The organism is Terriglobus roseus (genome assembly GCF_900105625.1).
Classification (GTDB): Bacteria; Acidobacteriota; Terriglobia; order Terriglobales; family Acidobacteriaceae; genus Terriglobus; species Terriglobus roseus_B.
The window spans coordinates 419966-434837 of sequence record NZ_FNSD01000001.1 but is presented as its reverse complement, the minus strand read 5'-3'; the positions used below and the strand labels follow the sequence as shown (position 1 = coordinate 434837).

Sequence of the window (14872 nt, the reverse complement as noted above, 5' to 3'; positions counted from 1 at the left end):
TTTCTTCCCACTTCCAGCATAGCGAACGCAAGGGCTCGTTTGCTGTGCCAAGCTGTGCGACGTTGTCCGATTTTTCGCAGGAGGAAAAGGATGATTCCAGAGGAGAAACAGGTGGCGGTACGGAGGGCGTTGCAGACAGCATTCCGTGTGGATAAGTTCGAGGGGGCGGAGCGCCTGACACGGGGACTGAGTTCCGCGCAGATCTATCGGATCACGATAGGCGGAAGGGATTACCTGCTGCGAGTGATCCTGCGAACGGATGCAATTGCAGATCCCACACGGCAGTTTGCATGCATGCGGGCTGCGGCGCTGGCGGGGATTGCTCCAGGCGTGCTGTACGAAAGCGTTGAGGACCGGGTGTTGATTTCGGAGTTTGTGGTGTCGCAGCCGTTCCCGACGAACATGGCGGAACGCATGGCTGCGACTCTGCGCGTGTTGCACCGCCTCCCGGCGTTCCCGAAGATCATGAGCTACCTGGAAGTGATGGATGGAGCGGTTCAGCGCTTCCTTGCGTCCGGGCTCCTAATGCAAGAGCAAATGGCGGCGTTCCGCGACGGGTATGAGCGTCTGAAAGCGTCGTATCCGCACGACGAAGCAGACCAAGTGTCGTGTCACAACGATCTGAAACCGGACAATGTGATCTTCGATGGCCAACAGATCTGGTTGGTGGATTGGGAGGCGGCGTTTCTCAACGACCGCTATACCGAACTGGCGGTGGTCTCGAACTTCTACCTTGAGGAGGGAAAGGCAGAGGCTTACCTGCAGACCTACTTCGGAGAGACTCCCGGTCAGCGGAGACTGCTGAAGTTCTACCTGATGCGGCAGTGGATGCACTGCATCTACGCTGCGTTCTTTCTAACGTCGTCGGTGCGGCTAGGGGCGACGCTGGATGTCGCCATGGAACTGCCCGAGTTCCGGGAGTACCATCGGCGGCTTGTAGCCTTCGAGGTTCACCTGCTCGACGGGCAGCACCAGGCGGAGTATGGGCTACTCCACCTTCGGAAGGTGATCAGAGAGATGCGAACGGAGCGCTTTGCGGACGCAGTGACGGCAATGATTGCTATTAGCTAGTCCTTGCGGAGGTCGAATACGTTCGTAACTTCCGCGTTGAACAGTCGCTGGGCAGCCTGCACGGTTGGATGCTCCATCGCTTTCGCCTGGGCGGAACCGGTGCGGGGCTTCTTGGGCGTTGCCGCCTTGGCTTTGCTTTCCGGCGTGGCGGGTTGAAAGACGATACGCACACCGCCCAGGCCTTTTTGGCGCAGGGCCGTTTTGATGATTGCTTCGACATCCGGACGGAAGATCGTGGCCATCAGCGGCTTGGAGAGGGTTGTCGCGATCAGGACTTCGCCGTCGGCGATAGTCCAGGTCGTTTCTTCCAGTTGCTCTGCCGCGGAGTTGTGCTTCCTGGTTTCAAAGAGCGCTTCAACGGCTCCAGCCTGTAGCTGCGCTGCGTCTCCCGCCGCACCTGTCGCTGCCGGTGCAGAGGCCGGCTGAGTGGCCTCTGGATCAGCTTCCGGCAGTGCCATCGTCTCCCAGGACGGGTCATAGGCTTCGTCGGCGTGGGCTGCCGGCGGGTCTGCGAGAGCGACGGCACTTGGTTGGATGCGAATGTTCAGGCCGGTAGTGGGTTCGGCTGGTGTAGCTACTGCGGGTGCGGTAAAGGGTGACAGGTTCGCAGGCTTGACGACAACCGGTTCCGGGGGCGTGGTGACTCCCGGCGAAGAGAAGGGAGGTAGATTTGCTGGCTCGTGGGCGACCGGATCGGGTGCAAGGGCGAGTGCGCCATCGGTGCGTCCGGTTGCGGGTGTCACGCTGCCTACGGGTCGCGCTTCGCGAGAGGCCCACACATCCGCTTCGCGCATGTATGGGGCACCCGCGCCAGCTTCTACGGAGGGGCTGGCAGGTGTTGGGACCGGCTGTGACTCGCCGCGCGGGGATGGCGTCGCGGGAGCGAAGGGGTTGATGGTGGCGCTCGCCGTCGGGGCGACCGTTGCGCTCGCTGAAGGGATGGTCGTCGCGCTCGAAGACGAAGCGGTCGAGGGTGCCTTAAGCTCTTCTTTCGCGGGGAGGCCGGTGACGTTGCCGCCTGCTTCGTAACGCGACGGTGGTGCTGCGGGACGCGCGGGGGCCGTGCTGGGCGCAGCGGCCGGGCGTGGGGGCGGGATGGTTCGAGGCGTCGGGTTGCTGCTGGGCTTTGGCAGTTGCGAGAGAAACTCTTCAACCGGAATGAGGCGCTGCAGGTGCACGAGCTTGATGAGGCCAAGCTCCAGATGCAGCCGCTGCTCCTGGCGGAAGCCAAGGTCGTCGAAGGTGCGCAGCATCACGCTTAGGAAGCGCGTCAGCTCCTCTTCGGTGAAGAGCATCGCGGTGCGGACGGCGCGACGGCGTTCGTCGGGGCTGATCTGCAGCAGATCGCTGGTGTTTTGCTCTTCTGTCAGCGAGGCGATCTTCGCGACGATGGTATTGCGCAGGTAGCGGACAAACTGCCGCGCGATCTGCGAGGAGGAGTTACCTGCGTCCAACAGGCGACCCGCAGTGGTGAGAACAGCGGCGGAGTCGTTGCGCGCAACCGACTCAAGGATCTCCTCAAAAACGGTATTGGGCACGGTGCCCATCAGCTCGCGGATCTCACCCGCGCTGAGCTCGGCCTTGCCATCAAGCAGCGGGGCGGAGGCGATTGCCTGATCCATGATGGACAGCGCGTCACGCATGCTGCCGTCACCGGCTTCGGCCAGAAGTGCAAGCGCGGCTTCATCGGCCAGAACGCCTTCGTGGGCGGCGATGCCGCGAAGCTCATTCAGGATGTCGTCGAGCTTAACCGCGTGAAAGCTGAAATGCTGGCAGCGCGAGCGAATGGTTTGTGGGATGTTCTCCGGCTCGGTCGTTGCCATCATGAAGACGATGTGATCTGGTGGTTCTTCCAGAGTCTTCAGCAGGGCGTTGAAGGCGGCATCGGTGATCTGGTGCGCCTCGTCGAGGATGTAGATCTTGAAGCGATCGCGTGAGGGGCGGTAGCGAGCGGCGTCACGCAGCTCGCGTATCTCGTCAATGCCGCGATTGGTAGCGGCGTCGATCTCAATGACGTCGACAGCGTTGCCCGCGCGGATCTCGGTGCAGGCGTCGCAGACCAGGCAGGGTTCCGGTGTGGGACGTTCTTTGCTGCCGATGGTGTTCTGGCAATTCAGCGCGCAGGCGAGGATGCGCGCGATGGTCGTCTTGCCGATGCCACGGTGGCCGCTGAAGATGTAGCCGTGCGCGATGCGGTCCTGCTCGAGCGCATTCTGAAGGGTGCGTGTGACGTGGTCCTGGCCGGCGACGTCGGCGAAGCGTTGCGGACGATATTTGCGGGCGAGTACCTGGTATGCCATCGCCATTTAGTTTAGCGGTTGGGGCGGTGGATTAGCCGGACGCCTTCGAGTGGCTAATTTGGTGTGGGTCGCTCGATGTGATCGATCACCAGCACCGGCACCGTTGCCTTCGTCGCTTGCAGCTTGATACCTAGTTGCTCGCGCAGTGCCTGCACGAAAGGTGGCCCCTGCGGCTCCGGGACCACGGCCCCGGGCGGCACCATCTTGCTGGCGGGCTCGGGCGCCCACTTGATCCGAAAGTCATAGCGGCCTTCCAGGCCAGTCTGGTCCACCACGGTTCGATCGAACTCACCCATCAGGGAAAGCAGGCTCGCCATCATCGCCGGCTGCGCATTGCGCGATCCGGCTTCCATCATGTGATCTGTTGTGACATGTGCCGCGACGATATCGCAGACGGGCGGAAATGCGGGACCGGAGCCGCCTCGGAGCGCATCGCCAGCGTTTCCGTAAGCTGGGCAGGGCGGCCCCTGGTCATGTGGTATGAGGTTGGGCCCCGGCTTGCCGGGTCGAATCAACTGCGCGGCAAGAACGGCTTCCTCCTGCTTCTCCAAGTGCGCCTTGAACGCGAATCGATCTGACAGCAAGGATTGCACCATCAGACGCATCTGGTCCTTGGTGGGATTGCCTTCCGCCTTGGCTTGGATCGCAAATTTCTCTTTGCTCACCCACTCGGGCAGCGTTGACAGCATGGCCTTGCGTTGTTCTTCGCTCAGCGTGAGCTTGTAAGCAAACTGGATGAAGACGCTCAGGGGGAACTCTCCCGAGAAGTTGCCGCCGACATTCCCGTAAGAATCATCGGCGCTGAGCGCGAAGTTTGGCGGATGGAAGTTGTCCGGGTCGGCTGGCTTGATTGTTGCCACCTCGAACGACATCGAGCCGCCCGCGGCTTTCTGCCACGCAGGAACCGGCAAAGTGGCTCGACCGTAAGCCGTGGCGAAGGCGGAGAACGAGGTGAGGAGAAGCAATGCGCAAGCGATGTGGCTTCTCATGATGCGTTTTCTCCGGCAGCGCTTATTTGCTCTTCTTTGGCTTCTTGCGCAGTGTCATGGGCAGGCCGAGTTTCTTGCGGCGCTTGATCTCCTCGTCGGAGAACATGGTGCCGCGGCAGCCTTCGGTGCCGCAGTAGCAGGGCTGATCGTCCTCGTCGCTGTCATACAGGTGGTATTCGTAGGTCAACTCTTCCCCGGCGGCAATATTTCGCAGGGCCAGGACGTAGATGTGCCCGTCGTCCTCTTCCGTCTGGCAATTGGGCTCGCAGCAGTGGTTGATGAACATGGGCGTGCCAAAGCCGTCGATGACGGTGTCGCGATCATGCACACCGAACAGATAGGTGATGTCGCGGCTGGCGTAGCGCTCGTCGGCCTCTGCCTTGGTCATGCGCGGACCTTCGTATTCGGCCACGCGCGCGCCTTCGCGGATGGGGTCAAGCGTGTAACAGCCGCAGCCGTGGACCGGCGACGATCGGAGCATGAGTCGAGGGAGCATTGTTGCGCGAGTATACGGCACGTGCCCGCTGCGGGAAAACGCAAAGCTCCGGCGCTCCGACTGCAGGATTCGGCCAGACTCCGGAAGGGCCGCACTTTGAACCTCCGGACAGTTGCCCCTGGTCCGCCCGATGCGTCTAAGCTTGTGAAGTAGCAATGGGTGAGCGTATGAGATCGGCGAAGGCATGGATGGTGACGGCAGGCTTGCTGCTGGCGTTTGCCTGCGGTGACGCCCAGACGTCGAAGCCAGCGAAGAAGTGCAAGTCTGGATCGAAAGATCCGGCATGCACTGCAGATTCGTCGACCCCATCGGGATCCTCGTCCTCAGGCGATACGCAGTCACCGGCTTCGGCGAACCCGTTCCCAATAGAAGATTCGCTCCACGGTGCGAATGCTGATGGCGAGCCGTCCTCCACGCCACAGAAGCCTGCATCGAACCCGAATGGTCTTCCGGCGATGCCGACGGAGCCGGTGCCTGATCCGCCTGCATCCTCGGAACGGCCGATGCATCTGCCACCGAGTGGCTACTCCACTTCGGGTGATTCTTCCTCCAGCAGCAGCGGAGATAGCAGCAGTTCCAGCCGGCCGGCCGATGACGACGCGGACGTTGCACCCACCACTGCGGCACCGAATGCGCCGGTGAAGGCAGCGAAGCTGAAAGATCTGGGAAGCCGAGGCGATTTGAGCGAGGCGCGTGCGAAGTTGGAAAAGACGCGCGTTGCCGACGATCTGAAAATCGCAAAGTTCTACTGGAACGACGGAAACACGCAAGGCGCATACCTGCGTTACAAGGACGCGGTGGACCATGATCCTGGCGATCCTGATGCCCTCTTCGGGCTGGCGGAAGCGGCCAGCAAGCTGAAGAAGAATGACGAAGCCATTCTGAACTATCGCGAGTATCTCAAGGCGGACCCGGACGGCGATCATGACAAGGACGTCCGTCGGGCACTGGCAAAGCTGGGTGCGCCAGTCCAGTAGAACCGTGAGAGTCAGGTGCTCGCATCCCATCGCCGAGTCGGCAGGCGAGAAGTCCGACGGACTCTCTTGGCAACACTAACGCGTTCGCTCTGCGGCAGATCTTCACCTTCAGCAGCGCAAATGGGGCAGTGCTAGTCCGCGTCGCGCACCATCAGTTCTTCGTCATAATCTGGTTCGGATGACGGAGGCGTTTCAGGCTCGTCACTCATTGTTTCTTCGATAAGAAGATAGCGGCGGAGGTATCGCAACGGTTCTGCCGTGCGGGCCATCTCGCTCAGGTGATATTTCCAGACATCCTTACGGCTTGACCGGCGCATGTGCGACTTACGCTCGACCGTGCGCGATTCGCCGTCGGCGCGGGCGGTCTGGAAAGTCTGATGAGGAACCACGAAGGTGACGCGGTCACCGCTACGAAAGAACGCCTGCGCAAAGGCGTGCGAAAACACCAGCATGTGTGCACGTTTCCCACGCGCAAGCCAGCGGACGGCCTCGTCTGCACCGGTCCAGGGCATCCCACTGCTGGTCATGTACCAGCGCCGGAACTCGAAGCCCGAAGCACGCGCCTGACCGATCAGCAATTGCAGCATCTGGGCGCGGTTCATGCGTTCCCGCCTTCTGGCGAGAAAGTAGTGAGCCTGAGTGGTTGCGGATCGTGGTTCGTCAAGCGAAACACCTTTGCCATGAATGTAAACCGTTGCTGCGAAGGAGTCTTCCGCATGAAGCAATCGCCGCCGCGCATCCCGGTACGGTCCCGAGCGCGTCTACCATGGTGTGGCGATGCGATGGACTTTCCCGATGGCTGCCGTTCTGCTGGCGCTGGCATGCAGCAACGCCAGTCCGCAGAATACTTATCCGCTGAACAACGACCCGCAGGTCCGTGACGGCTTTCAACACTTCTACAACCTGGACTACGACGGCGCAATGCAGCGCTTCCAGGCGGTACAGCGCGAGCATCCGCAGGATCCCATGGCTGCCGGCTACGTGCTGATGGATACCATCTTTCGTGAACTCTACCGACAGGATTTGCTGGACACGACGTACTACGCGCATGAGCACTTCCTCAGCTCCGGCCATAAATCTGACATTCCTGAAGCCACCCACAAGCAGGTCGATTCGTTGACTGACAGTGCCATTGCTCTTGCGGACGCCCGTATCAAGGTGAATCCGCAGGATAAGGATGCCTTGTTCGCCCGTGGCTACGTTCGCGGCATGCATGCCGCGTGGATGACACTCGCGGATCACAGCTTCACAGGTGCCGCGCGGCAGGGACTTGCGGCTCGAAATGACAGTGAGCAGGTCCTCAAGCTCGATCCGAACTACGCCGACGCGAAGATGGCCGTTGGCATTCAGCAAATCGCCGTGGCAAGCCTGCCGCGCTTTGTGCGCATGCTGGTGGGTATTGCGGGTATCGGCGGTAACAAAGAAGGCGGCCTGAAGCTGCTGCGTGAATCCGCCGCAAACGGCACGGCCACCAAGGTGGAGTCGCAAACGGCGCTATCCCTCTTTCTGCGTCACGACCAGCGCTACAACGAAGCCTATGCGGTCGCGCAGGGCCTGGCGAAGCAGTATCCGCACGACTTCCTCTTCCGTTTAGAAGAGGCCAACCTGATGAAGGATGCGGGGCATGGTCCGGACGCGATCAACATCTACAAGACTGTCCTGTTCGACGCGGCGAAGCCGGGTTTTTTCATCGACCCTCGCTTGCAGCTTGCCTATTTCGGCCTGGCTGAGACTCAGCGGGGACAGAACGACGTGTCCGATGCTGCCGAGAGCTACCTGAAGGCAGCGCAGCAACCCAACTGCAGCGACTGGATGCGTAAGCGGGCCGAACTGAATGCCGGCATGATGCTGGACAGGCTTCATCGTCGCGACGAAGCGATGAAGCATTACCAACTCGCAGCCGCGGCAGGTGGTGATCAGACGCAGGCGGACGCAGCCCGGAAACTGATGAAGTCGCCTTATACGGGAACCTAGCCCGTGAACGTTGCGTATCTGTCTCTGTGAACGCCGTGCATGTGCAAGAATGCTGTGCATCGGCAGGAGGAGATTTCGTCATGAATGGACCGCTGCTTCGTCCCCGGTATGGCCGCAAGATTGCGGGCGTTTGCGCCGCCTTTGCACGTGCCTATGGGTGGGATCTAAACCTTACCCGGCTCGTACTGGTGTTGCTGGTATTCTTTGGCGGCGGCGGTGTCCTGGCCTACATCGTCTGCTGGCTCGTCATTCCGGAGGAGCCGCTGGTGCTGCCCTATTCCGGCACCTATCCGCCCCCGGTCGCTGGTTCGCCATACCCTCCCACCGGCTATCCGCCGGCAGACTATCCGTCAACAAATCCGCCTTCCAAACCCCCGGTGGTTTAGTCCTAGCGCACACGGTCGGATACTCTGGATGGGATGAATCAGGGACGTCCTTTCGTGTATGACGGCGCGCGGCTTCTGTGCGACGGCAGTGATGTGGCGGAGCTTGCCGAGCAGTTTGGCACGCCGCTGTACGTATATTCCGCAAACCAGATCGCCGAGCGGGCCGAGCTCTTTCAGACGGCCTTTGCTGGTGTGCCGCATACCGTTTGTTACGCGGTCAAGGCAAATTCATCGCTTGCCATTTTGAAGATGCTGGCAGCGCAGGGCTGCGGCTTTGACATTGTCAGTGGCGGAGAATTGGCGCGAGTGCTCGCTGCAGGTGGACCGACGGTTGCGAGTCGCGTCGTCTTTTCCGGCGTCGGCAAGACGCCCTCAGAGATGGACGCTGCTCTGGACGCCGACATACTGCAGTTCAACGTGGAAAGCGAGCCAGAGCTTGCGTTACTGGCAGCGCGGGCGGCCGTGAAGGGCAAGCGCGCACGGATCGCCTTGCGTGTGAATCCCGATGTGAGTGCGGAGACGCACCCCTACATCTCCACGGGGCTGAGCGCACACAAGTTTGGCATCGGCATTAAGCTGGCGCGGGCCGTATACGCTCGTGCGGCTGCGATGCCGTCCATTGAGACGACGGGCGTCAGTGTTCACATCGGTTCGCAGATCCGCCAGGTCGAACCGTTCGCCGAAGCACTTGCGAAGACGCTTTCCCTGGTGTCAGAGCTGCGCAGTGACGGCCACAATATCCGCTACGTAGACGCTGGCGGCGGTCTTGGCATTGAGTACGCGGACAAATCCTTCGACGCAGCGGAGCAGGTGACACAGTATGCCGCAGCGCTGCAGTCCGCGATGGGATCGATGGACCTCCATCTGCTGCTGGAGCCGGGGCGCTTCCTGGTTGGGCAGGCCGGCGCATTGATCACGCGCGTTCTGTACCGCAAGCAGAATGGCGATAAGAAGTTCGTCATCGTCGACGCGGGTATGAACGACCTGATCCGGCCAGCGCTGTACCAGGCCCACCACGAGATCGTTCCTGTCCTGATCCGAAAGGACTCTGCGGATGAGGAAGCGGACATCGTTGGGCCGGTCTGCGAGAGCGGCGACTTCTTTGCGCGTGCCCGCACGCTCCCCGTATCGCAGGATGGAGATCTGCTTGCAATCCTCGACGCTGGCGCCTATGGGTTGTCGCTGAGTTCCAACTACAACACGCGTCTTCGGCCGGCAGAAGTGCTAGTCGAGTCGACCGGGCCAAGACTGGTGCGCCGCCGTGAGACCTACGAAGAGCTGTTCGCGCCGGAAATGCCGTAATTCAGCAGACTGCGACTGTTTCGACTTCGAAGCATCGAATGGCTATGACAACACCAATCGGCAGCGGCGTTCGCGTTGGGCACGTTCACCTGAAGGTTGCGGATCTCGACCGCGCCATCGCGTTTTACAGCGGCGTGCTGGGCTTTGAGGTAACGCAGAAGCTCGGGAACTCTGCGGCGTTCCTGTCGGCTGGTGGTTATCACCACCACATCGGTCTGAACACATGGGAGAGTCAAGGCGGACGGCCGCCAGCGCCAGGCACCACCGGACTGTATCACCTTGCGATTCTTTACACCTCGCGGGCCGAACTTGGCGATGCGCTGAAGCGGCTGCTTGCCGCGAACGTGCCACTGCAGGGCGCATCTGACCACGGCGTGAGCGAGGCCATCTATCTCGCCGACCCGGACGGAAATGGCGTCGAGCTCTATTGGGACCGTCCACGCGACGAGTGGCCGGTGGATGCCGCAGGGAATCTGCAGATGGTGACCGGGCCCCTCAATCTCAGATCTGTGCTCAAAGCGGCAGAGTAACCGACAGCCCAGCTCTCGCTTCTCAGATGGGATTCAAGCGCCGTCAGGGATCGGGAGAGCCCGTGTCTCAGGAGCGAGACATAGAGCGTCCTTTCCCGTGGCGGGTCGAAAGGGGAGGCTCTGGCTTGCTATACTTCGTTGGTTGCGGGCAGTGTTTGCTGCCAGCTTAGAACCAGAGAAAGTGCGGGGTTTCAGTCGATGTCAGGCCACTCAAAATGGGCAACCATCAAGCATAAGAAGGGCGCTGCGGATGCAAAGCGCGGCAAGGTGTTCACGCGCCTGATCAAAGAAATCACCGTTGCAGCAAAGCAGGGTGGCGGCGATCCGGACGGCAATCCGCGCCTACGCACGGCCATTCTGGCTGCGAAGGCTGAGAACATGCCGGCCGACAACATCAAGCGCGCCATCCAGCGTGGTACGGGCGAACTGGAAGGCCTCAGCTACGAAGAGATCACCTACGAGGGCTACGGCCCCGGCGGCGTTGCGGTCATCATCGAAGTTCTGACGGACAACCGGAATCGCGCGGTGAGCGAGATTCGCCATGCCTTCAGCAAGAACGGCGGCAATCTGGGCGAGTCCGGGTCGGTCGGTTACATCTTTACCAAGAAGGGCGTTATCGTCGTTCCGAAGGACGGCGTTGACGAGGACAAACTGACCGAGGTCGTCCTCGAAGCTGGCGGAGACGACCTGACGCTGGAAGGCGATAACTGGGAGATCTTCACGACGCCCAAGGACTTTGAAGCTGTGCGTGATGCCGTCGCCAAGGCAGGCTTCAAGCCGGAGCACGCTGAGATCACGATGGTGCCCTCGACCTATCAGAAGCTCGAGGGCTCGCAGGCGAACGCGATGATGCGTCTGCTGGAAGTGCTGGAAGATCTGGACGATACGCAGAATCTTTACAGTAACTTCGACATGGATGAGTCCCAGGTCCCAGCCTAAGCGCAGGGAAAAGCGTAGTCAGGAAACAGCAGGCCGCCGGGCTTCGGCGGCTTTGCTATGCAGGAAGTGCGAGGGTGGATGCGGAAGCTGGTTGGGGTAGTGTTTGCGGCGTTAGCGCTGGTTGCCGGTCGTCAAGGGAACGCGCAGATGAGTCCGCAGGAGGCGCCCGTGCAGGCAGCCGCGAAGGGTACACCGTGGGAGTACGGCGTGATCGTGCAGGGTGGCAAAGGCATCACAGACAATCGCGATGATTTCAAGTTTTTCATGGCGGGTGCGCATCTCGGCAAAGTTTTAACTCCGGTCTATGGAAAGGGCATCCTCCGCGGCAACATCGAATACGCCGGCGAGATCTTTCCCTACTGGCAATCGAACACGCCGAAGTTTCAGCGCTACAGCTGCACCGCGACGCCAAACCCGATTGTCCTTGACTGTGTGGGGCCGTATACCGTTGGCGGTACTTATCACGGTGTCTCCGTGACGCCCATCATCCTTCGTTGGAATTTCACGCATGGCAAGCGCATCATGCCGTGGGTGCAGGCGGCAGGCGGCGTGATCTGGACGAACCATAAATATCCGGCGTATGGGAATGGACAGGTCAACATTGTCAACGACGGCCCGGGATCGGGCGCAAGCGTGTGGAATTTCACACCGCAGGGCGGTATTGGCATGCACTACTTCGTAAAGCCGAAACAGTCCTTGGACCTGAGCGCGAACGGCGTCCATATCTCCTCCGCCAGTCTTGGCGATCGCAACCCCGGCGTGAATGCCAGTGTTCAGTTCTCGCTTGGCTATACCTGGTGGAAGTAGCGCACTCAAGATTGTGATGTTGTTGTGATGGCAGAGCCTATTGTCGAATGTGTCCCGAACTTTTCTGAGGGACGGGATAAGCGTGTGGTTCGCGAGATCGTGCGGGCCATGCAGGTATACGGCGTCAGTTTGCTGGACTGGTCGATGGACGCCGCGCACAACCGGAGCGTGGTGACGATTGCAGGTGCGCCGGATGCCGTTGCCGAGGCAGCCATTCGCGCGGTTGGCCGCGCCGCTCAGTTAATCGACCTTACAGGGCAGCACGGTGTGCACCCCCGTATCGGCGCTGCGGACGTTGTACCTTTCGTGCCAGTGGCGAATTACACCCTGGGGCAGGCCGCGGCTCTGGCTCATCATGCAGGGCTGGAGATCTGGCGGCGATTTGGCGTGCCTGTCTATTTCTACGAGGCAGCTGCTCGCCGGCCCGATCGGGTGCGTCTTGAGGACGTTCGCCGCGGGCAATTCGAGGGTTTGCAGCGCGATCTGCGAGCAGACTCGTCGAGGCACCCCGACCTGGGATCGGGTGAGCTGCATTCCACCGCGGGTGCGAGCGCGGTCGGTGCTCGACAGTTCCTGATCGCCTACAACATCTATCTCGCAAAGGGGGATCTGCACGCGGCACGAGCCATCGCGAAAGATTTACGCGCCTCCAACGGAGGGATGTTCGGTGTGAAGGCCATGGGGGTGTTGGTCGATGGACGTGCGCAGGTCAGCATGAACATCACCGACTTTCGCGTCACACCTGTTTCGCAGGTCCATGCGGCTGTGTGCCGCCTAACTCGTACCCATGCTGCCGAAGCGGGCGACGGTGAGCTGATCGGGCTTGTGCCGGAGGCCGCTTGCGTATCGGAGGTCGGTGGAGAACTACCACTTTGGTTGCAGCAGGTGCCGGATTTCAGCCCAAAAGACAAGATTCTTGAACATCGCCTCGATTTGCCCATGGATTGGCCTGACGATTCTGTCACGCCGGACGTCTAAAATCTGAGCAGTAAGTTCTGGAGGTATTTCGGTGATGAAGATTGCAGCACGTGCAGTTCTGATGGGTGTAGCGGGCTTGCTGGCGGTAAGTGGTGCCCGTGCGTCGCAGTTGAGCAGTGACGCCAAGGCGGCGGTTCCCAAGGACGTGCAGCAGTTGATCGTAGTCGACTACCGCGCTATGCAGAGCTCTCCTGCGGCCATGAATCTGAAGGCGCGCATCATGCCACCGGAACTCACCAGGCTTGAAACTGCGCTTAAGACAAGCGGACTGAAGGTCGATCGCGACGCCGATACCCTCGCGTTTGCTGCCTTCCGCACCAACCAGCAGGTGCATACAATCGGCATCGCGCAGGGACAGTTCAACACGGCCGCGATCAACGCGAACTTTGCGAAGCAGAAGACCAAGCCAATCGCGATGCGGAATTACAGCATTTACCCGATGGGCGCCGCGGGTATGAGCGTCGTATTTCTGAACCAGACGACGATGATCTTCGGGGATGCCGCGGCAGTCAAGGCCGGTTTGGACTCGCGCGATGGCATCATTGAGAACATGCTGCAGAACGGCGACATGATGAATGAGATGAACGTCGTTGACTCCCGCGCTATCTGGAGCCTTCTGGACCAGAAGGGAACGCAGACTATGATGCGTTCCGTGCTGGGCGAGGCTGCTTCGTTAACCGACTACGACAGCGTCAAGAACCGGATGAAGAGCTCCCGCTACACGCTTGATTTCGCGAACGGCATTCACTTCGATATGGCCGTCGTCATGAGCGATACGATGACCGCCGCAACGGCAGCGACCCTGATGAAGGGAATGGTCCTGATGAAGAAGACAGAGGGCTCGACCATGGAAAAGACTGCCATGAACCAGACCCAGGTTGATTCCAGCGCGGGCACGTTACAGGTGTCTTACGCCTCCAGCGAGAACCAGTTCTCCGACCTGCTGAGCTCGCCGCTCTTCCAGCAGGTGGTTCGCTAAGTCAGAGGGAAACGTACGAAGGGGCCGAGTGCGCAACGCATCCGGCCCTTCTACTTTCTGCGGCATCGCTTTAATTTTTGAGACGATAGAGCGTCGGCAGAATGACCTACGCTCGCGGACCCGTGCAGGCAGCCATGATGCGTGCAACCGTGCGTTCGCGTACTTCGTCGGTCAGGTCATATACCTGGTGATCGCGATAAACGCGGATGGTCTTCCTTGTGGTGTCGACCAGGATCTCGCAGTGGTGGCACTCACACAGGTGCGACTGGATCTCCTCAAGTAGCTGAGGCTCAAAGTCGCCGTCGAAATAATCGGTCATCTGTGCAAGAAACTCGGTGCAGGTCACGGCTTGATACTCCCGTCCTTACGCTTCATGTAGCGGCTCAACCTCTCGCGAAGCTGGAGCCGTGCACGAAGCAATCTCGACTTGACCGCTGGCACACTTAAACCGAGCGCCGTGGCAGTCTCTTCGGTCGACAGGTTTTCGATGTCCCGAAGTGTGAAAACGGTGCGAAATCCTGGCGACAAGCCTGCAATTGTCTTCTGCAGGATCTCTCCCAGCTCGGAAGTACCGTACTGCTGTTCGGGGTCGGGTGTCCAATCGGCAAAATCGCGGGGGATGGAACCCTCCTCGGTCTGCACGTCCTGGTCCATCGAGACGGTGCGGCTTGTCTTGCGCTTGCGCAGCCGCATCAGGCTCTCATTAACCGCAATCCGGGTCAGCCAGGTGGAAAATTTGCTATTGCCTTGAAACTGGTCCAGCTTGCCGTACGCCTTCATGAAGACGTCCTGTGTAATGTCCTCAGCGTCTTCGCGGTTCTGGGTGATGTGTTGCGCAACGCGGAAGATCTGACGATCATACTGCCGCACAAGTTTTTCGAACGCGGCCGTATCGCCGTGGCGCGCGGCATCCACCAACGCAACGTCGGGGTGGATCTCTTCTACTGCTACTCCGGGCTGTTCGACGACGGGTGGCATCTGCTAGTTGAGTGTACTTCTGCCCGTGAGGGAGAGCAACGTCCGTAGCCGTTTTCGGACGCGAAGTTGTAGGAACGATTGCCCGGTTGGTACGTCTCGTAATCAAGTGTGGTTCGCGGAAATCTGCCCGGAGAGGTGCGAAGGGCGTTTCTGCATCCTAGAGTGA

General features: G+C 60.4%; 16 protein-coding genes. 10 read left to right on the top strand and 6 right to left on the bottom strand.

The features are described 5' to 3' along the window. Positions 1–90: 90 nt before the first annotated feature. Entirely contained in the window at positions 91–1071 is a 981-nt protein-coding gene (locus tag BLW03_RS01805) for a phosphotransferase (protein ID WP_074652082.1), read from the top strand. On the opposite strand, the gene dnaX is transcribed toward BLW03_RS01805, so the two are convergent. From dnaX to BLW03_RS01790, 3 genes are read right to left on the bottom strand one after another with little or no spacing between them, the layout of a single operon-like run. Then, entirely contained in the window at positions 1068–3371 is a 2304-nt protein-coding gene (gene dnaX / locus BLW03_RS01800; protein ID WP_244501916.1) for a DNA polymerase III subunit gamma/tau, read from the bottom strand. The two genes, BLW03_RS01805 and dnaX, sit on opposite strands and share 4 nt — an antisense overlap. Before the next feature lie 53 nt (positions 3372–3424). Beyond that, positions 3425–4360, bottom strand: a complete 936-nt coding sequence (locus BLW03_RS01795) for a TIGR03435 family protein (protein ID WP_083350256.1) — start codon at positions 4358–4360, stop codon at positions 3425–3427. Positions 4361–4382: 22 nt separating this feature from the next. After that, positions 4383–4856, bottom strand: a complete 474-nt coding sequence (locus tag BLW03_RS01790; RefSeq protein ID WP_074652079.1) for an SET domain-containing protein — start codon at positions 4854–4856, stop codon at positions 4383–4385. 167 nt (positions 4857–5023) lie between these two features. Here BLW03_RS01790 and BLW03_RS01785 point away from each other — a divergent pair, with 167 nt between their 5' ends. Beyond that, positions 5024–5833 carry a tetratricopeptide repeat protein gene (locus BLW03_RS01785; RefSeq protein ID WP_244501915.1) on the top strand — a complete coding sequence of 270 codons (810 nt, stop codon included), beginning with the start codon at positions 5024–5026 and terminating at the stop codon, positions 5831–5833. Between the two features lie 131 nt (positions 5834–5964). On the opposite strand, the gene BLW03_RS01780 is transcribed toward BLW03_RS01785, so the two are convergent. Continuing rightward, on the bottom strand, positions 5965–6435 hold the full coding sequence (locus BLW03_RS01780; protein WP_074652078.1) for a hypothetical protein: 471 nt from the start codon (positions 6433–6435) through the stop codon (positions 5965–5967). A 175-nt stretch (positions 6436–6610) separates the two neighbouring features. Here BLW03_RS01780 and BLW03_RS01775 point away from each other — a divergent pair, with 175 nt between their 5' ends. The 8 genes from BLW03_RS01775 to BLW03_RS01740 all read left to right on the top strand — a co-directional run bounded on the left by BLW03_RS01775 (position 6611) and on the right by BLW03_RS01740 (position 13728). After that, positions 6611–7807: a tetratricopeptide repeat protein gene (locus tag BLW03_RS01775; protein WP_074655698.1), complete on the top strand. Its 1197-nt coding sequence runs from the start codon at positions 6611–6613 to the stop codon at positions 7805–7807. Between the two features lie 80 nt (positions 7808–7887). Next, on the top strand, positions 7888–8193 hold the full coding sequence (locus BLW03_RS01770) for a PspC domain-containing protein (RefSeq protein WP_074652077.1): 306 nt from the start codon (positions 7888–7890) through the stop codon (positions 8191–8193). Positions 8194–8226: 33 nt separating this feature from the next. After that, complete coding sequence (gene lysA, locus BLW03_RS01765) at positions 8227–9495, top strand: diaminopimelate decarboxylase (protein WP_074652076.1); 1269 nt, start codon at positions 8227–8229, stop codon at positions 9493–9495. Between the two features lie 44 nt (positions 9496–9539). After that, positions 9540–10025 carry a VOC family protein gene (locus BLW03_RS01760; RefSeq protein WP_074652075.1) on the top strand — a complete coding sequence of 162 codons (486 nt, stop codon included), beginning with the start codon at positions 9540–9542 and terminating at the stop codon, positions 10023–10025. Positions 10026–10223: 198 nt separating this feature from the next. Continuing rightward, positions 10224–10964, top strand: coding sequence for a YebC/PmpR family DNA-binding transcriptional regulator (locus BLW03_RS01755; RefSeq protein ID WP_074652074.1), 741 nt, complete (start codon positions 10224–10226; stop codon positions 10962–10964). A 78-nt stretch (positions 10965–11042) separates the two neighbouring features. After that, positions 11043–11771, top strand: a complete 729-nt coding sequence (locus BLW03_RS01750; RefSeq protein WP_074652073.1) for an acyloxyacyl hydrolase — start codon at positions 11043–11045, stop codon at positions 11769–11771. 27 nt (positions 11772–11798) lie between these two features. Next, positions 11799–12749 carry a glutamate formimidoyltransferase gene (gene ftcD, locus BLW03_RS01745; protein ID WP_074652072.1) on the top strand — a complete coding sequence of 317 codons (951 nt, stop codon included), beginning with the start codon at positions 11799–11801 and terminating at the stop codon, positions 12747–12749. 34 nt (positions 12750–12783) lie between these two features. Beyond that, positions 12784–13728 (top strand): hypothetical protein, encoded by a 945-nt coding sequence (locus BLW03_RS01740; protein WP_074652071.1) that lies wholly within the window; start codon positions 12784–12786, stop codon positions 13726–13728. Positions 13729–13834: 106 nt separating this feature from the next. Here the strand turns inward: BLW03_RS01740 and BLW03_RS01735 are convergent, their stop codons facing one another. Next, the gene (locus tag BLW03_RS01735) at positions 13835–14074 is read right to left on the bottom strand and encodes an anti-sigma factor family protein (RefSeq protein ID WP_074652070.1); all 240 of its coding nucleotides are present in this window, start codon (positions 14072–14074) and stop codon (positions 13835–13837) included. Further along, on the bottom strand, positions 14071–14706 hold the full coding sequence (locus BLW03_RS01730; RefSeq protein ID WP_074652069.1) for an RNA polymerase sigma factor: 636 nt from the start codon (positions 14704–14706) through the stop codon (positions 14071–14073). Before BLW03_RS01730 ends, BLW03_RS01735 begins: the two co-directional genes overlap by 4 nt. Positions 14707–14872 lie beyond the last annotated feature (166 nt).